Below are 18,579 nucleotides of genomic sequence, written 5' to 3'. Positions count from 1 at the left end.
ATGCCGACATTGAATTTCACGGGCTTGCTGCGGCTGGTGGCTGTGGTCGCGATCTTCCTGGCCGGCGTCTGGAGTCAGTCCAGCGGCGTGATCGAAGAGTTCCTCTTCTACATACCGGACATCCAGTACCTGGCGGTACAGCACCTCTGGTTGACGGCGATGTCTGGCGGATTGGCGATCCTGGTCGCCGTCCCGCTGGGTATCCTGTTGTCGCGGCCCAGCATGGCGCGTTTCGCTGAGTCCGCCATGCAGGTGCTCAATGTGGGGACCACCATCCCGACGTTGGCGGTACTGGCCCTGTCGATGAGCTTTCTGGGCATTGGTACCGTACCGGCAGTCTTCGGGTTGTTCGTCGCCACTCTGCTGCCCATTACCCGCAATACCTACACGGGGCTCAAGGGCGTGTCTCCGGCCTTGAAGGAAGCGGCAGCCGGGATCGGCATGTCGCCACTCCAGCGTCTGGTGCGGGTCGAGTTACCCAATGCGCTGTATGTGATGTTTGCCGGAGTCCGAACTGCGCTGGCCATCAATGTCGGCACGGTACCGCTGGCGTTCCTGATCGGTGCCGGTGGGCTTGGGGAGCTGATCTTCACCGGGATCGACCTCTATGACCCCATCATGATGTTGTCGGGTGCGATTCCCACGGCGCTACTGGCGATCGGGGTGGATATGCTGGTGGCTTTCGTGGCATTTCTGGTAGTACCGCGAGGCGTCAATCCGGCACGGGCATGAACGAATCTCCACGCGTCGCTTCGCTCGGCGCGTGGTGAGAGACTGCACTATCTGGACAACAACAACCGGCTGAACCGAACTTTCACGGGATAGGAGAACACCATGAAGACCTTGACGACTCTGCTGACCGGCGCGGCACTGGCCGCATCACTTTCCACGGCGCAGGCTGACGAGATTGTGGTGGGTGGCAAGAACTTCACCGAACAACAGATCCTCGCCAGCATGACGAGTCAGTATCTGGAAGGCCTCGGATATGAAGTGGAAGAGCGCTCCGGCATGGGCTCCGCCGTCCTGCGTCAGGCGCAGGAAAATGGACAGATCGACCTCTACTGGGAATACACCGGCACCTCGCTGATCAACTACAACGATGTCAGTGAGCGCCTGAGCCCGGAAGACACCTATGCCCGCGTCAAGGAGCTGGATGGCGAGAAAGGGCTGGTGTGGCTGGAACCGTCTGCCGCCAACAACACCTACGCACTGGCGATGCGTGAGGCGGATGCCCAGAAGCGCGGTATTGCTTCACTGTCTGACCTCGCGCAGGCGGTCAATGACGACGAGGGGCTGTCCTTCGCGCTGAACGCTGAATTCTACGCGCGTGATGATGGCTGGCGTCCCCTGCAGAAGGCCTATGACTTCCGTGTCGGGCGCGCCGACGTCAAGCGCATGGATTCCGGCCTGGTCTATCAGGCACTGCGGGATGGTCAGGTCGATGTCGGCCTGGTATTCGCCACCGATGGACGCATTCCGGCCTTCGATTTCACGGTGCTCAAGGACGACAAGGGCTACTTCCCGGCCTACGCCCTGACGCCGGTGGTGCGTGAGGAGTCGCTCAAGGCCAACCCGGAACTCGAGTCGCAGATGAATGCGTTGTCCGCCAAGCTCAATGACGACACCATGGCGAGCCTTAACGCCCAGGTCGATGTCGAGAAGAAGACCATCGAGCAGGTCGCCGAGACCTTCCTGAGTGAGAACGGTTTCAAGTGATCACGAGGGACGCCTGATTGTCCGATAGTGGGGCTCAGGCGCTACGCCAGAGACGACAAGACCGCCTGAGGGCGGTCTTGTCGTCTCTGGATGACGTGTCGCATCCTTCGCTGAAACGTCGATCAGTACCGATGCCTGGCTGGTGCTCAGTGAGGGGCCGTCTGCTTGAACACGCGAACCTTGCCTGACATTCTGCGTGGCATTTTCCATTCCTGCTGACTTGGCATTCCCTTTCTTCCTCTTACTGCGAGACTTGCCCATGCACCATCAAGATCACCTGCGCGTTGGCGCGGCCCAGATCAACGCTATCCTTGGCGATATTGAGGCCAACCTGGAACGTCATCTCGACATCATCCATCAGGCGCGAGATGTTGATCTGGACCTGCTGGTCTTCCCGGAGCTGTCGCTGACGGGCTATGGCATGGGCAGCCGGGTCATTGATCTGGCCTTTCCGCCGCATGACCCGCGTTTGTTGATGCTCGCGCGTGCCGCAGGCGACATGCAGCTGGTGGTCGGCTTTGTCGAAGAAGCCAGCCCTGGGGAGTACTACAACGCCCTGGCGATTCTGCAGCACGGCGCGCTGCAAGCTGTGCATCGCAAGCTGAATCTGCCGACCTACGGTGGGCTGGAGGAGGGCAAGCTGTTCACCCACGGCAGCGATCTGACCAAGAACGATGTGCGCGAAGGCTGGTCGGCCACCTCACTGATCTGTGCCGACCTGTGGAATCCGGGACTAGTTCACGCCGCCATGCTCGCGCGTCCTACCGTGCTGTGTGCGCCGATCAATTCGGCCTCGGGCATCGTCAGCGATGATTTCTCCAACGAACAGAACTGGGCGATCAACCTCCAGTTCTACGCCATGACCTACGGCACGCCGGTCATCATGGCCAATCGCTTCGGGCCGGAAGGCGGCAGTCATTTCTGGGGCGGGTCGCGAATTCTTGGCCCGCGCGGGGAAACGCTGGCCCAGGCGGAAGACCGCGAGATGCTGATACATGCCGAGCTTTCGCGTACCGCGATCGCCAAGGCCCGTTTCGAGCTGCCAACACATCGCGACGCCGACACACCGCTGGTCCGTGACCTGATGCTGGGTTATCGCTGAGCGCCAGATGCTGAGCGATAAGTATTGAATAGCAAATGCTGAGCAAGACTAGCAGCAGTTCAGGTGAGCCTGTCGAACAACAAGACGCCCGTGCCAGAGTTCTGGCACGGGCGTCTTGTTTGCGTCGCGGGCGTCTTTCAGTCGCGGATCAGGATGGGAAGCTGAACTGAGCCGCTTCCTGTGCACTGCGCTCAGGCCAGCGCTGGGACACGCTCTTGCGCCGAGTATAGAAGCGCACGGCATCAGGGCCATAAGCGTGCAGGTCACCGAACAGCGAGTCCTTCCAGCCGCCGAAGCTGTGGAAGGCTACCGGTACCGGCAAGGGCACATTGATGCCGACCATGCCGACCTCGATCTGGTCGGCGAAGCGACGCCCGGCCTCGCCATCGCGGGTGAAGAGGCAGGTGCCGTTGCCGTACTGGTGGTCATTGATCAGCGCGATGGCGTCTTCGAAGCTTGCCACGCGCACCACGCAGAGTACCGGGCCGAAGATCTCGTCACGATAGATGCTCATGTCCGGCGTGACGCGATCGAACAGCGTGGCACCCATGAAGAAGCCGGGCGAGCCCTCGACCAGCGGGTGAGTGCGGCCATCCACGATCAGCTGGGCGCCAGCGCTGGCGCCTGCCTCGATATAGCCGGCGACCTTGTCGCGCTGCGAGGCATTGATTAGGGCGCCCATGTCGTGACCGGGTTCAGTGCCCGGGCCGATGCTCAGGGCGCGGGCCTGAGGCGCGAGGCGTTCGATCAGGGCATCCGCGGTGTCATCCCCCACGCAGACGGCCACCGAGATGGCCATGCAGCGCTCGCCTGCGCTGCCGAAGGCGGCCCCGATCAAGGTGCTGGCGGCATTGTCGAGATCGGCGTCCGGCAATACCACGGCGTGATTCTTGGCGCCCCCCAGCGCCTGGATCCGCTTGCCCTGTCGGGTGCCACCCTCGTAGAGGCTCCGCGCCACGGGTGTAGAGCCCACGAAGCTCATCGCCTTGACCTCCGGAGCTGCGATCAGCGCCTCAACGGCTTCACGATCACCATGCACCACGCTGAAGAGCCCCGCTGGCAGTCCGGCTTCGTGAAGCAGGTGGGCCATCTTGTTGGCCGCCGACGGGCTCTGCTCCGACGGCTTGAGGATGAAGGCATTGCCACAGGCCAGCGCCATGGGGAACATCCAGAGCGGCACCATGGCCGGGAAGTTGAACGGTGTGACACCGGCCACGATGCCTAGTGGTTGATGGTTGGACCAGGTGTCGATGCTCGGCCCGGCATTGTGGGAATACTCGCCCTTGAGAAGCTCAGGCACACCGCAGGCATATTCGACGTTCTCGATGCCGCGCTTGAGTTCGCCCATGGCATCGTCGAGCACCTTGCCGTGCTCTTCACTGATCAGGGCGCAGATTTCCTGCGCATCCCGTTCCAGCAATGTCTTGAAGCGATACATGACCTGAGCGCGCTTGGCGGGCGGCATGGCGCGCCAGGCGGGCAAGGCATCCTTGGCGGCGGTTATCGCGTCTTGCACGATGGCGGCATCGGCCAGCGGCAGACGGCGGACGGCTTGTGCGGTAGCTGGATTGAGCACTTCCAGAGTGCGTTCGCCAGTCATGGCGTCACCGCCAATCAGGTGAGTCAGGGTATCCATCGGTCAGTTTTCAGCCTTGTGTTCAGTCGTGGAGAAGGTGGCAGAGATAGTCGCTCTCTTGTTTTGAGGTTGCTGTGAGCCTGGATTGACCAGTGCTCAGAATTGACGCCCCAGCAGTGCCTCATCGAAGGGATAGCGTGAGATCTTCTCGATGCCGGTCTCGGTGATCAGCACCTCTTCCTCCAGCTTGACGCCATCGGCCGCACCGACTTCGCCGATATAGCTCTCTACCGAGACGACCATGCCGGGCTCCAGCACGCCATCTTTGGAGAAGCGATCAAAGTCCATGTGGTGCGCGACCAGTGGTGTCTCGCCATGCATGCCGACGCCGTGGATGATCGAGGGGTAACGGCGGTCGAGAAAACGCTCGGGAATCTTCCAGGCTCTTTCGGCGATCTCGCGATAGCTGATGCCGGGCTTGAGGATCGACATGTTGTGGTGCACCTGCTCGTGCGCCATCTGGTAGAGACTCTGCTGATAGGCGGTCGGGCGGCCCGGGCCGACATGGAAGGTGCGTGAGAAGTCGGAGTAGTAGCCATGGCAGCCGATGGTGTCGGTATCCAGCGCGACCAGCTCGCCGGGGCGAATCACGCGGTCGCTGGCCTCGTTGAACCACGGATTGGTGCGTGGCCCTGACGACAACAGGCGGGTCTCGATGAACTCACCACCCTGGCGGATGACATCGCCGTACATGATGGCGAACAACTCATTCTCTGTGACGCCGGGCTTGATGGCGGCTTCCACGGCGGCAACCGCGGCCTCGCTTCCTGCCATTGACTGGGCCAGGCAGGCAATTTCCTCAGGCGTCTTGAGTCGACGACAGTGCAGGGTGTCCTGCATGCAGTCGAAGACTTCCAGCCCCTGCGCTTCCAGCGAGCGCGCCAGATTCAGGGTGCAGCGGTCCAGCCCGACCTTGCGATTGCCGCCACCATGTTCCTCGATCAACTGGGCAATCTCGATACCGAACGGGTCGCTAGAGAGATTGTCGCGCTGGTTGACGGCGGACCACACCACCTTGGAGGTGCGCGATTCATCGATGGTTTCCAGCCAGGTCGAGATGTGGGCGCTGCCGGGGTACTCGAACAGGATCACTGGTCCCTCGAGAGGCACGTAAATGTAGCGAGTGGAGTTGCGCAGGAAGTAGCCGAACATGTTGCGCGAGCCGGTGGCGTAACGCTGATTGTTGGGATCAAACAGTACCACGGCGGCGTAGCCCTGTTCCGCCATCATGGCGCGCAGGCGAGCCAGACGGCCGCTACGCAGCTTAACAGGGTCGAATGCCGTAGCGATGCTGTCGCCATTGGCCATCGGCGCGGATGGCACGATCGGGAAGCTTGCGGGTTCACTGTCAGTCAGGCGTTCAAAATCGACGATGCTCATGGATAGTCTCGGCTCACGGTCAGGTGAAATGTCAGGAAAAGCGTTGGGCAAAGGGCTGGCACAGGCGCTATCAAAGACTCTGGGGAGAGGCTCCGGCACAAGACAGGACGCGCAGGGCCAGGACGTGTCAGTCCGCCAGGTTGTCGCTGCGCTGCATACCTTCCTTGAGCAGACGCTCGTGGATAGGTGCCATACGGCCGAAGATTCGCTGGGCGCGCTCAGGGCGACCGATGAAGCCGGGCTCCTTGGCGTAGGCGAATATCACGGTATGGCGCTCACGCTCACCGCGAACCGGGGTAACACGATGCAGGGAGTAGCGGCCGAAGAAGATCTGCAGATCGCCCGGCTTCAGATCGATGGCGGTCAGGCGCGAGCGGTCGCCATCGAGCACTTTCTCGACGCCCTCGAAGTTTTCGCCCTCGGGGCTGCGGATTCCGGGAGCGTATTCGAAGCGGCCGCCCGCATCGGATTTGCGGGTCATCATGGTGACGATGAATTCGTTGGTGTCGTAGTGCCAAGGGTGCTGGCAACCATCGCGCAACACGTTGACGACCAGGTCTGCGAGCGGGTCGGCATATTGGTGAATGTCGTCCATGCCCACGACGCTGGCGATGAAGTGCTGAAAATCGGGATGCGAGTAGACCTGACGAATCAGGGTGTCCGCGCCGATGCGGTCGCCCGCCACGAATCCGTTGGTGCGGTCATCGAAGCGATTGCGCGGATGCGATGCGGGTAGTGAGTCATCGCCGTCGCTGTTGTAGGGGTTGGTGACGGTCTGGTTGTAGTGAGCCAGCGGTGAAAGCCGTTCCGTTTCCTGTTCCAGTCGTGCCAGTGCCTCCTGCGGCACAAAACCTTCCAACACGACGCAGCCGTCCTGCGCGAGCTGTTCGCGACATTGGCGCATCAGTTCGCGACCCCGCGCTTCTGTCAGTCGGTGGATGGGATAATGTTCAAGGTCTATCAGCCCATCGAGAGAGGACTCACTGGCCTGCTGTTCGATTGCGTGCATGCCCCAGCTCCTGTTACCTGATCAATAAATAACGTAGGAATAGGTTAGAGGGCGTGTTTTGATAATAGAAATGAATGGTCAAGATAAAATGCATTGCGAGGGCTCATAGATCATGGATACCGACCTGCTTCGTGCCTTTGTCACGGTGGCCGAATGTGAAGGGTTCAGTGCCGCGGGCAAGGTGCTGCACCGCACCCAGTCCGCTGTCAGCCTGCAGATCAAGCGGCTGGAGGATCAGATGGGCGGGGCGCTGTTGTCCCGCACCAGCCGTCGGGTAGAACTCACTGCGTCGGGAGGACGGTTGCTCCCCTATGCGCGACACATTCTCAAGCTGCAGGATGAAGCGCGTCAGGTGCTCGGGGTTGATCGCAAGAATGAACTCATCCGACTAGGCACCTCCGAGGAGCAGGCCAGTACCTACTTGCCTGAATTGCTGTCGCGCTTCGCCGCAGATCACCCTGACGTGCGGCTGGAAATGACGTGCAAGATCAGCGCATCACTGGTGAGAGACTTTCAGGAAGGGTTGCTGGATGCCGTGCTGGTAGTGCGCCACGGCCCGACGCATACCGGACGACTTCTAGGGCGTGAACGTATGGTGTGGGTGGTCGCCGAGGACCAATCGCTTGCAGACTGGGAGGTACTGCCGCTCGCGCTCAATCCGGAAGGCTGCATTTTCCGCGCGCATGCCTTCGCCGCCTTGGGACGGGATGATCGGCAGTGGGATGTGCGTTACTCAAGCCAGTCACCGACAGGCATCAACCTGCCGGTGAAAGCCGGACTGGCACTGACCGTCAAGACTCCACGCAGCGTGCCCTCTGGCTGTCGTATCGTCGGCGATGACGAAGGCTTGCCGTCGCTTGGCCATGTCGAGATCGAGCTTCATCGCTCGCCGGGCCATGTCAGCGATGCGCTGAGTGACTTCTGCGATCATCTGGAAGCCATCGTGACCGGCAAGGGCAAGCTGGAAGAGGTCGGAGCGTTAGTGGCAAGCAATCACAAGACATTGGAGGAAGGCCAAGAGATAGCTGACGTCAAAGGGTGACGTCGGGGCCGGATTGATAAGGCCGTCAATGTCATTGCTGTCCTGGTGGTAAGTCTTCTCGATTCACGGTACGAGGGGGCGCGATACCTCGCAGCAGAAGACGACGCTGCCGCATGTGTTGCACCAGATCATGGGATCTACGCGCACAAAAAACGACACGGGCCCCCGGTCAGGGGCCCGTGTCGTATTCAAACGTGGGGAAGTATTAGCGAAACACGTATCAGGAGATCGCGAGTATCAGGAACGCTCTGCCAGCGGTTCGGTGGCAGATTGAGCCTCCTGTGTCGTTTGAGGGCTAACCTCATCGACTGGCTCCTGCATCATGTGCCCGGCCGGGATATTGGCCAGATCAAGGTTTTTATCGACTTGATTGAGGAATTGCAGGTGTCGTTGGTATTCATTCAAGACATCGTGAATGACCTGATTGCGTGTGAAGCCATTGAGGTCCTGTCCGATACCACCTTCGGCGAGGTGGACATCCAGCCGTAGATAGTAATCATCATCTGCCGGCAGGAAACTTGGGGTGCGCATGCGGCATGGACGTACCTGGTACAGGAAACTGGGCGCCCCGGGAAAATCAACTTGCAGCGTTGGACATCCGTTCTCTACCTCATCACTGTCCCGGTTCGTGACCGAGGCCTGATGACCGTGTGATTGCAGCTCACTGGCAAGCTGTTGCAGGGCGGGACGTACGGAGTGCTTGAGTATGCTGGCGGCACCATGACGTGTCGTGCCATCCAGAGTGCGCGAGAGCCTCTCCCGCCAATCGATGTCTTCCCCACTGACGGCAGAAGTCAACTGACGGGCATCGGCTTTCTCGTTTTCAATGTTCAGCGCGCGGTACATGCTGATCATGACCATGAAGATGACAGCAGAGAAGGGGAGAGCCGTGATCACGGCGACGCTTTGCAGGGTTTTGAGGCCGCCTGCCATCAGAAGGGCGATGGTAATCACGCCAATGAGGACGGACCAGAGAATGCGTAGACGTATGGGGGCGTCGTGGTTCACGTCACGCAGCACGTAGGTAAAGTTGGCGAGCACCAGTGCTCCGGAATCGGCAGATGTCACGAAGAACACGATGCTCAACAATGTCAGCAGGCTCGCGGTAAAGCCGACACCGGGCAGTTGTTCCAGGAAGGTGTAGATGCTGGTCTGCGGTGTATTGAGCGCCTGCTCGCCCAGCTCCACCGCGCCGGATTGCACCATCTCGATGGCCGAGTTGCCGAAAACACTCATCATGATCATGACGAAGGATAAGGGAATGAATAGCGCACCAGCTACAAACTGGCGGATGGTGCGACCGCGGGAGATACGAGCCAGGAACAGACCCACGAACGGAGCCCAGGAAATCCAGAAGCCCCAGAAGAAGACGGTCCAGCTGTTGAACCATGATTGTTTATCGGGGGCGTAGGCATAGGTTTCGAAGCTCAACCCTAGATAAGCGGTCGCATAGTCCCCTACATTCGTTACCAATGCATTGAGAAGGTGTAACGTGGGCCCCTGTAGTAGCACGAACAGCACCAGTCCTCCGACCAGTAGCAGGTTCAGTTCCGACAGGCGGCGGATGCCTTTTTCGACACCTGATACCACGGACATCGTACCCAGTACGATGACCATGATGATGATCAGGATCTGGGAGATCAGTCCTTCGTCGACACCGAACAGATAGTTCAGGCCGTAGTTCATCTGCATTACGCCTATCCCGAGTGCCGTGGCGATCCCGAAAACGGTAGCCAGCACCCCTGTGATGTCTACTGCATTGCCAATGGGGCCGTAGATACGGTTGCCAAGCAGCGGGAACAGGGTCGAGCGAATGGCAAGCGGCAATCGGTGACGATAGCTGAAATAGGCAAGCGCCATTCCCATCACCACAAAGACTCCCCAGCCGGAAATCCCCCAGTGCATGAAGGTCTGCACGATGGCTCGGCGTTGCATCTCTTCTGTCGTGCCTGAGCCCCCTGGAGGTGTCAGAAAGTGCGACAGTGGCTCGGATACCACGAAAAAGAGGATTGCGCCGCCGATACCTGCAGCGAACAGCATGGCCGCCCAGGAGAGTGTCGAGAACTCGGGGCGCGAGTGGTCAGGCCCCAGTCGAATGCGTCCGAAGCGTGACAGGCCGATACCGACCACGAAGATGACATAGAGCGTGACGGCCAGCATGTAATACCAGCCGAAGGTATTCCCGATCCAATCGAGGCAATCACCAAAGAAGGCAGTGGCCTGTTCCGTGAAGCCTATGGCATACGCCACGAGCAGCACGATGGCGATCAGCGAATACCGAAACACCGCATGGTTGAGGTGATTGCTTGGCTCCGTTTGCGGTTCATCGCGCGTGGCTAGAGGGTCGTCATCCTTGGGTGTCATGCTCAATCTCAAGCTCCTGGAATGTTGGGGAGGGGGAGTCGATATGGCGAAACCATTGAGTTGTCGTTTCAGCCCGGTAGTGCGTCAGGAGGCTGGGTCGCCGTCGTGATATTGATCTTCTGGATAACAGGTTGTGTCACTGGTAGATGAGCTGGCATGGCAAGTCAGATCATTGATCTGGCACAGACATCATGAGTCTCGAGGCACCTGGCACGAGCTTTTCGTTGACCTTGACGCTGTGTCCCAGCGCAAAAAACGAGAAGAGGCTGGACGACGGGTGCCCTGCATGGGGCGCTGATCCTGTGGGAAGTCAGGATGTGACGTCGTGACTCACATATTGCTAGGCAGCAGGTAATACGCTCGTGAGTGCAGGGTATGAAGTGGTAGGGCGAGCCCTGTACTCCCTGCATTAATATTGGTTATGGAGCGCTCCGGAATATGGCCTTTACCAGCGATCTTCCTATCATGAAATGTTATGCAGTCGCGAGTCTCCATGAGCCTCGTTAATCTGTAAACTGCCTCATTATTAATCAGAAGGTATTAACTGAGCTTATGGCAAAGATTGGTCATCATGTGTCACCCAACCTTTTGCGCGTTTTTGAGGTGGCTGCACGTCATCGTGCCTTCACGCACGCCGCTCAGGAGTTGCGTTCTACCCAGTCTGCTGTCAGTCAGCAGATCCGCGCGCTTGAGGAGGCCCTTGGGGTGACTCTTTTCAAACGAGTGCACCGTGGGGTTCGTCTGACGGAAGCTGGCGAGCGATTATTCAGTAGTGTGCAGGAGGGATTCGCGGTCATTGAAAAGAGCCTCAATGACATTCAACAGCTGACGCCTTCGCCGACACTCAATATCTTGACTGACTTTGCCTTTGCCAGTGCGTGGCTGATGCCTAACCTGCCAGAGTTTCGTCGGCTTCACCCAAGCATTGATGTGCATTGTATGACCAATCAGGGCGTGCTCGATCACTCGGTGCAGAATATCGACGTGGCACTGTTGTTCTGTGGAGGAGATGACTCGCGGCCACGCCTGTTGCGTGAGCGAGTCTTTCCTGTCTGCAGTCCAGAATTTCTGGAGCGGCACGGTCCGATCGAGAACCTTCAGCGGCTCAGCCATTTGCCGCTGCTTACATTGACAGCCGAACAGGGCCAGGCCTGGATGGATTGGCCGACCTATCTCGCTGCGCAGGGCATTCATGGGGATGGTGGACAACGCGAACTGACACTGAACAATTACCCATTGCTCTTGCAGGCCGCTGCCGCAGGCCAGGGGGTCGCACTTGGCTGGCAGGGTCTGTGTGAAGAAGCGCTGGCATTGGGCACCCTGATCGCGCTGGAGGAATTCGGGCTGAGTACTGATTGCGGGTATGTATTGATCGACGTAAATCCCGATGAGCACTCTGCGGCCAAACAGGCACTGATGGACTGGATCAAGGCGAGTTTTACAACGCCGGTAGCAGAGGTCTCATGAGAAGTGATGTGTCCAGAGGCGCTATTGAGGATTGAGCCTTTAGCAGCGCGTCCCCCTCGGCAAGGCTACAGCGTTTTCTGGAATACGATCTTGCTGGTTTCAAGCATGCCAGCATCTTCATATGCGCAGATCTGATAGCCCGCCGAGACAAGCAATTTGCGCATGGCGGGATATCGATTCATGGATTTGACCCAGAAACATATCAGCCAATGGGCGATGTAGCGCCCAGCGGGGCTTGCGGCGTGTATGGCCTACGCGACCCAAGAATGCCCGCGCGCTGGATGATCTCGGGCACGAAGGCTTCCTGGCGATGCGCCATGATATGCACGCCGCTGACGCCCTCGATCTCACGCAGCTGCTGGATCATCTCGATGCAGATGTCCCGGCCCTCCGCCTTCTGATCCCGGGCTCCCTTCAAGCGCTTGAGAACGTCATCCGGGATATGCACGCCGGGAACATGGCGTCGCATCCACTCGGCGGTGCGTGCCGAGGCCAGCGGGCCGACGCCGGGCAGAATGAAGCACTTCTCCAGCAGCCCCAGATCACGGGCACGATGCATGAAGGCCTGAAAGCGTGGCAGGTCGAAGCAGTATTGTGTCTGGATGAACTGGGCGCCGGCGGCAATCTTCTTGGCCAGTCGATGAGGGCGAAACGCGAAGGGCGGGGCGAAGGGGTTGGCGGCGGCGCCCAGAAATACCTGAGGCGCTGAGGTCAGTGTCCGGCCGCTGGCGAAGGTGTGCTTGTCACGCAGTCCGGCGACAATTTCCAGCAGCGACAGGGAGTCGAGGTCGAACACCGGCTTGGCCTCGGGGTGATCCCCGACCTGCACGCCGTCTCCGGTCAGGCACAGCAGATTGCGGATGCCCAGCGCCGCGGCTCCTAGCACATCGCCCTGAATGGCGATGCGATTTCTGTCACGACACGAGATCTGCATCACCGTCTCATGGCCTTCGCGGGCCAGCAGGGCGCACATCGCTACGCTCGACATGTGGCAGTTGGCGCCCGAGCCATCGGTGGCGTTCATGGCATCCACATGACCGGCAAACAGCTGCGCGCGTGCATGCACCTCCTGCGGGTCGGCCGAGTCGGGCGGCGCCAGCTCGGCGGTGACGGCGAATTGCCCGCTCCTGAGTACCTGCTCGAGGCGACCGACGTTGCCAACGCCTTCGGCAGGTGACAGTTGGGTGTTGTCGGGGATAGTGAGTCTGGAGGTCATGTCAGGCTCTCTCGACGCTCAGCGGCTTGCCGGGCCACGCGCAGCCAGGATGAGGTGCCCTGCAGGCGATGGTCCACCGGCAACTGCACGATCTGGATCGCATCGCTGTCCTTCATCCGCTGGCTACCTTCCCAAGCTTTCACCCAGACACAACGCTTGTCCGGTTCGACTTCACAGTTGCCATTCTGCATGACACCGCCGCAGGGGCCGTTGCGCAGGTGCTTGGGGCAGTTCATTGAGCAGGACATGCCGGTCGAACTCAGAATGCACTGGCCACACATCTGGCAATCAAACAGCAAGCCCTTGCAGGCTTGCTCCAGTCTGGCGACGGGCTTCTCGGCGCGTGCGTAACCGACGGACTTCCACAGCGGCTGCAGTTTGATGATCACCGGCTCGACGGCCTGATAGGTGAGCTCCAGCAGTCGCGCGTGACGTGCGGCCCACAGACGAATCGAATACACGCATGCCTCCTGTCAAACATTGGCGGGGTAACGCCATGGGCGTTTCAAAGCGCTATCTTCGCACGGCCGCCACCCGGGCCGACATCCCGTGGGCGACAGCGTCACCATCGAATGGCGCATGATAAGCGGAAAAGGCCTCTTTGCTTGGGCTAGAGCCAAAAGCCGCTGATACCAAGAAAGACGCCGGAGCATTCTCTGCTCCGGCGTCTCTGCATATCTACGTCATGCCTTCTCCGGCTGCTTTCAGGGCGCAAGGCCCGCGGCCTGCATGAAGCGGCGCAGCGCCAGAGAGACGAGGCCCAGCGCGCTGACACTGCCTCCCCAGATCATCGCCAGCCAGCCGAGCTTGTTGAGCCAACTGGCCGGGTGCGCGGGCGTCTCGGATAGCTCGTCGTCGAGTCTGACTGTGGGGGCATGCAGTGGCGCTGAATGTGTCTCGCGTGTCGGGCATGTCATGTCAGCATCTCTTTAGTGATAGCCATCGGTGTGACGGACCTACAGCTCCGCGTAGACGTCATCCTCCAGCATTGGCAGCTGATGACGGCAGAGCAGCGCATACAGTTGGGCCTTGCGTGTATCGCTCAGGCTGGCCCCCAGCGGATTCTGCAGATGGCTCATGAACCAGCAGGCCTTTATGGGCAGCGTCTCCAGACGGTTCTCGAGCACCTCGAGATCAATCCCGTCGCGCGGATGTACCGGAATTTCCACCGCGCGCAACTTGAGCCGCTCAAGCACCTGAAGCGTGGCATAGAAGGCCGGCGACTCGATGGCGACCAGGTCACCGGGCTGGGTGACGCATTGCAAACCAAGGTTGAGCGCCTCCATCGCGCCATTGGTGATTACCAGCTCCTCTGTCGGCAGCTGCATGCCGTTGACCATGTAGCGCTGAGCGATCTGTCGGCACAGGTCAGGATGGCCTGTGGTCATGTCGGAGATCGCGGCATGCGATGACAGCTGGCGCAGCCCGCGCGTCATGCTGGTCGCAAGCCGTGCAAGGGGGAAGAGCTCCGGGCTCGGGAAGGCAGAGCCGAAGGGGACGGTGTCGTTGTCGCGCAGTGAGCCCAGCACCGAGAACACCAGTTCACTGACGGCGACATCGGAAGGGGCTTGCTGCTGCAGGGGACATGCGGTTCATCGAGTATCCGCGAGGCATTGTCACGCACGAAATACCCTGAGCGCGGCCGCGCACAGATCAGGCCTTGATTCTCCAGTAGGTAATACGCCTGAAAGACGGTAGAGGGGCTGATGCCATGTGCCTTGCTGGCCTGGCGCACCGACGGCACGCGCTCACCCGGCGCGAGAGTTCCGGTACGAATCAGGTTGGAGATCTCGGCGGCAAAGCGTTCATAACGCTTCATGGGGAGCTTTCTTGGTGTGCTGTGGAAGGGCAAGGATACCGAAATGGGGTAGGACGCTGCACCGGAGAGTCTCAAGTGGCATCGCGACTGATACCTTCATTCTCATGATGTTCGCTCACTTCTCTGGCTATCGGAGCAAGCCTCTATGAATGGAGATTTACTCCGGACCATGAGGCTTGTTAAGCCTGCCCGACGGCGGCGAATCCGTCTGGTTTACTAGTAGTCGCGTAATTTGCTCCAATATCGTCATATTTCTATGGAGAGTGCCGTTGTGGCAGCCACTGGTTTGAGTAATGCATCGTTCGCCTTGAATATCGCACTCCTTCAGCATGGATGGCGTGATGGGTTTGATGCAGGCACCTTGGAGCGTGGTCTGCGTTACGCGCGCCAGCAGCGAGTGGATGAGCAGTGGCAGGTAGAGTTGGATGAGAAGAGTGGTTTGACGCTTTCTGGCGATGTCGCGGGCAGTCTGGGCACCCCTTATCGCACGATGATCATGTTGACTCCTGCGGGCACTCGGCACCAGATGCGAACAGCTTGCAGTTGTCCGGTGGGCAGTACCTGCAAGCACGCAGTCGCATTGATCGATACCTTTCTGAGTACCGGTCCTCTGGGTAAAGCTCTGGAGATTCCCGACACGCTTGAGCCTGATGAAGTGGAGCAGGCGTCATCGTTTCAGGCGGCGAAACGCGAGTGGACGATCTGGCTGCAACACCATAGTCAAGCTTCAGCGGTGCCGTCAGCCACACAGGTAGGTGCCAACCACCGTCTCGGTTTGTTCCTTGATGTGCAGTCTGGCCACAGGGGGCTTCCCGCGCTGACGGTGCAGCCGGTGTGGTTGAGGCCCTCCAAGAGCAAGACGCAGCTTGATCGTTGGGTCTCGCCAGTAAAAGTTGAAGTCTCTCACGCGGGGGAGTTGTCACCTGTCCCTGCAATGGGATGGCAGCCGGCGCAGGAGGAGGCCATCGAGCAGTTACTGCATGGCAGCAAAGATTCGCAATGGTACTTTCCCGGGCAATCCAAAGGGGTGACGTTGAACAAGGCATTCCAGGCGAAGGCACTCTGGTCCCTGCTGGAAAGCGATGCCTCCCCCTTGCTTTTCCATCAGAAGCAGACGGGTCCACAGCTTGGTATTGGGCCGACCTGCCGTATCGCCCCGACCTGGCAGATGGATGAGCAGGGTGTGCAGCGGCTGCAGATGTCCACGATACCTGAAGATGTCTTGTCTCCCGCGGCTATCGTGGCCAGTGTCGGCAAGTCGCTTTGTTATCTTGACCCTCAGAATAAGCAGGTTGGCCCGCTGGAGGGGGATGTTGAGCTTTGGCGCCAACTCCAGCATGTTCCCGCGTTACCGCCGGAAATGAGCGAGTGGTTGACCTCTCGTCTCCAGAATGTCTCGGGGCTGGCAGCCCAGGTCCCCTCTCCGAGAACCCTCGTGGAAACAACGCTCGAGGATGTGAAACCCAAGCTGAAGATCACCATGTGTGTCGCACAGGCACGTCTGCCAACGCGCCGCCATGTCTGGAACGAAACTCCTATTCGGTTGGGCGCTGGTGTCGTGACCCTGAGCTATGCCGGTATCGAGATACCCCCAGAGGAGGGAGAGGTAGCCCAGGGGCTGCGCGATGGACAGCGTTTGACGATACCACGTGATCAACAGGCGGAAATCGCGCTGATTCGCGCCATTCCGCCAGGCATGGTCACGTTGGAAGAACTCGCCGCGCACCACGATGTACCAGATGGGTTGGAGTTGCCCTCGTGGAGCTTGCTGCTGCCGATAGATAGGCAGGTGCCAGAAAATGCGGCGCAATGGAGGACCTGTCTTTCTGCTCCTGAGGAATGGTGGGACATGATCCTGCAATTACGTCAGGCGGGATGTGCGGTTGAGTTCAGTGATGACTTCCCTCAAGAGCCTGAATATCTATCGCCAGACAACTGGTATGGCGCGCTCGAGCCTGCCGAGAATGGTTGGTTCGATCTTGCGTTGGGCGTTGAGGTGGAGAATGAATCCTTCAATCTGCTCCCCATTCTGCGTCAACTCATTCAGCGCGAAGACTTCCCGTTGACGCCCCAGGAGGATGAGGAAGCGGGAGCAAACTGGGTCGTACACCTGCCGGATAATCGTCGGCTGGTGCTTCCACTTGCCAGGCTACGTGCCTGGTTGGCTCCCTTGATGGACTGGCTTCACGATAGCGAGGCACCCACAAACGCCCTGCGTGTGCCCTTGACCTCCATCGATCAGCTGGCCCCCTTGGCAGATCATGAGCGCTGGGTGGGGCGAGAGGATGCCGTTGCCCTTGCCCAACGATTGCGTGAGCTTCCTGATAAATTGCCAGCCCCTGACGGTTTCCAGGGGGAGTTGCGCGATTATCAGGCGCGAGGACTGGCCTGGTTACGATTTCTCTCGGAGTTGAATACGGGGGGTATTCTGGCCGATGACATGGGGCTTGGAAAAACCATTCAGATCCTTGCACACGTGCTCGATGAGCGTTCGCGAGGGGAGCTGCGCGGGCCTGTCATGGTGGTGGCCCCGACAAGTCTCGTCGGTAACTGGTGCGCCGAAGCGGCTCGATTTGCACCGACACTGAGCGTGCTGGCGCTTCAGGGAGCCAAGGCCAGCCGTCGTGAGCAGATCGATACTGTTGTCGCCAATGTGGATCTCGTCATCACGACATACCCCCTCCTGGTGCGAGATATCGAGCATCTGTGCGAGCAGCACTTCGGTATCGTGGTACTGGATGAGGCCCAAGCCATCAAGAATGCTGCCAGTCAGACGGCGCGTACCGTACGCAGGCTCAATGCAGATCGCATGATCGCGATGACCGGAACGCCATTGGAAAACCACCTGGGTGAGTTATGGGCGCAATTGGATGTTGCTGCGCCAGGCGCCCTGGGAAGCCAGCAGTGGTTTGGTCGGCATTTTCGTACCCCTATCGAGAAACATGCTGACGACGCTGTGAGTCAGCGACTCTCTCGGCGTATCTCGCCACTCATCCTCCGGCGTACCAAACAGCAAGTGCTCAATGAATTGCCGGACAAGACGGAGTCTCAGCGAGACGTCACGCTGACCGGTGCACAGCGAGAGCTTTATGAGAGTCTTCGACTGACACAGCATCAACGGGTCAAGGAGGCGATCGAGACACGTGGGCTGGCGGCCTCCGGCATCGTGATGCTGGATGCCCTGTTGAAATTACGCCAGGTGTGTTGTGACCCACGGCTTGTCAAACATCAAAGTGCGGCGACGGTGCAGCGCTCAGCCAAACTGGAGGCGTTACGTGAACTGTTGCCATCGTTGGTCGAGGACGGTCGGCGTATCCTCATCTTCTCACAATTTACGGAAATGCTTGAATTGATCGGGGGAGCACTGGAGCGGGAGAGGATTTCTCACTTGACTCTCACAGGGCAGACGCCCGGGGCAGTGCGAACCGAGCGTGTGGCGCAATTTCAGCGTGGCGAGGTACCCGTATTCCTGATCAGCCTAAAGGCAGGGGGGACTGGGCTCAATCTCACGACGGCAGATACGGTCATCCACTACGATCCCTGGTGGAATCCTGCCGTAGAGGCCCAAGCCACCGGGCGTGCTCATCGGATGGGCCAGAAGAATCCGGTGTTTGTCTACAAGCTGGTTTGTGCAGGAACTGTTGAGGAGCGCATCCTGGAGCTGCAGTCTCGCAAGGCGGATCTTGCCGCATCAGTACTGGAAGGGGGGAGTGGGCGTCAGGAGGAGGGCCCCCTGTTTGATGAGGAGGATCTGGCCTTGTTGTTTGCTCCGGTGTGATCCCGATACGGCCCCCCGTTGGGGCACGACAAGGCGGCTGCCTGTTGGGG

The 18,579-nt window shown here is 59.5% G+C and carries 13 protein-coding genes and 2 pseudogenes; 6 read left to right on the top strand and 9 right to left on the bottom strand.

The window, feature by feature from the left end; all coding sequences use genetic code 11:
* From FLM52_11230 to FLM52_11220, 3 genes are all read left to right on the top strand, one after another.
* A complete protein-coding gene (locus FLM52_11230; protein ID NVN56354.1) occupies positions 1–732 on the top strand; it encodes an ABC transporter permease in 732 nt (243 codons plus the stop codon).
* Positions 733–834: 102 nt separating this feature from the next.
* Positions 835–1,716, top strand: a complete 882-nt coding sequence (locus FLM52_11225) for a glycine betaine ABC transporter substrate-binding protein (protein ID NVN56353.1) — start codon at positions 835–837, stop codon at positions 1,714–1,716.
* Positions 1,717–1,975: 259 nt separating this feature from the next.
* Positions 1,976–2,818 (top strand): NAD+ synthetase, encoded by an 843-nt coding sequence (locus tag FLM52_11220; protein ID NVN56352.1) that lies wholly within the window; start codon positions 1,976–1,978, stop codon positions 2,816–2,818.
* A gap of 148 nt (positions 2,819–2,966) precedes the next feature.
* Here the strand turns inward: FLM52_11220 and FLM52_11215 are convergent, their stop codons facing one another.
* The 3 genes from FLM52_11215 to FLM52_11205 form a co-directional block, all read right to left on the bottom strand.
* On the bottom strand, positions 2,967–4,454 hold the full coding sequence (locus tag FLM52_11215) for a CoA-acylating methylmalonate-semialdehyde dehydrogenase (GenBank protein NVN56351.1): 1,488 nt from the start codon (positions 4,452–4,454) through the stop codon (positions 2,967–2,969).
* Between the two features lie 96 nt (positions 4,455–4,550).
* The gene (locus tag FLM52_11210; protein NVN56350.1) at positions 4,551–5,834 is read right to left on the bottom strand and encodes an aminopeptidase P family protein; all 1,284 of its coding nucleotides are present in this window, start codon (positions 5,832–5,834) and stop codon (positions 4,551–4,553) included.
* 127 nt (positions 5,835–5,961) lie between these two features.
* Positions 5,962–6,843 (bottom strand): hypothetical protein, encoded by an 882-nt coding sequence (locus FLM52_11205; GenBank protein ID NVN56349.1) that lies wholly within the window; start codon positions 6,841–6,843, stop codon positions 5,962–5,964.
* Between the two features lie 112 nt (positions 6,844–6,955).
* Between FLM52_11205 and FLM52_11200 the strand changes: the two genes are divergently transcribed.
* The gene (locus FLM52_11200; GenBank protein NVN56348.1) at positions 6,956–7,885 is read left to right on the top strand and encodes a LysR family transcriptional regulator; all 930 of its coding nucleotides are present in this window, start codon (positions 6,956–6,958) and stop codon (positions 7,883–7,885) included.
* Between the two features lie 237 nt (positions 7,886–8,122).
* Here FLM52_11200 and FLM52_11195 read toward each other — a convergent pair whose 3' ends face one another.
* The gene (locus FLM52_11195; protein NVN56347.1) at positions 8,123–10,249 is read right to left on the bottom strand and encodes a BCCT family transporter; all 2,127 of its coding nucleotides are present in this window, start codon (positions 10,247–10,249) and stop codon (positions 8,123–8,125) included.
* 552 nt (positions 10,250–10,801) lie between these two features.
* On the opposite strand from FLM52_11195, the gene FLM52_11190 reads away from it, so the two are divergent.
* Entirely contained in the window at positions 10,802–11,716 is a 915-nt protein-coding gene (locus tag FLM52_11190) for a LysR family transcriptional regulator (protein ID NVN56346.1), read from the top strand.
* A 65-nt stretch (positions 11,717–11,781) separates the two neighbouring features.
* Here the strand turns inward: FLM52_11190 and FLM52_11185 are convergent.
* The 5 genes and pseudogenes from FLM52_11185 to FLM52_11165 form a co-directional block, all read right to left on the bottom strand.
* Positions 11,782–11,907, bottom strand: a pseudogene (locus FLM52_11185) (GNAT family N-acetyltransferase).
* An 11-nt stretch (positions 11,908–11,918) separates the two neighbouring features.
* The gene (locus FLM52_11180; GenBank protein NVN56345.1) at positions 11,919–12,932 is read right to left on the bottom strand and encodes a methylenetetrahydrofolate reductase; all 1,014 of its coding nucleotides are present in this window, start codon (positions 12,930–12,932) and stop codon (positions 11,919–11,921) included.
* The gene (locus tag FLM52_11175; protein NVN56344.1) at positions 12,929–13,393 is read right to left on the bottom strand and encodes a hypothetical protein; all 465 of its coding nucleotides are present in this window, start codon (positions 13,391–13,393) and stop codon (positions 12,929–12,931) included. Before FLM52_11175 ends, FLM52_11180 begins: the two co-directional genes overlap by 4 nt.
* A 243-nt stretch (positions 13,394–13,636) precedes the next feature.
* Positions 13,637–13,849 (bottom strand): DUF2474 domain-containing protein, encoded by a 213-nt coding sequence (locus FLM52_11170; protein NVN56343.1) that lies wholly within the window; start codon positions 13,847–13,849, stop codon positions 13,637–13,639.
* A 42-nt stretch (positions 13,850–13,891) separates the two neighbouring features.
* Positions 13,892–14,751: pseudogene (locus FLM52_11165) on the bottom strand (PLP-dependent aminotransferase family protein).
* A gap of 256 nt (positions 14,752–15,007) precedes the next feature.
* Between FLM52_11165 and FLM52_11160 the strand changes: the two are divergent.
* Entirely contained in the window at positions 15,008–18,529 is a 3,522-nt protein-coding gene (locus tag FLM52_11160; protein ID NVN56342.1) for a DEAD/DEAH box helicase, read from the top strand.
* Positions 18,530–18,579 lie beyond the last annotated feature (50 nt).

The sequence above is a fragment of the bacterium Scap17 genome (genome assembly GCA_013376735.1).
Lineage (GTDB): Bacteria > Pseudomonadota > Gammaproteobacteria > Pseudomonadales > Halomonadaceae > Cobetia.
This window is presented reverse-complemented; position numbering and strand designations above follow the sequence as displayed.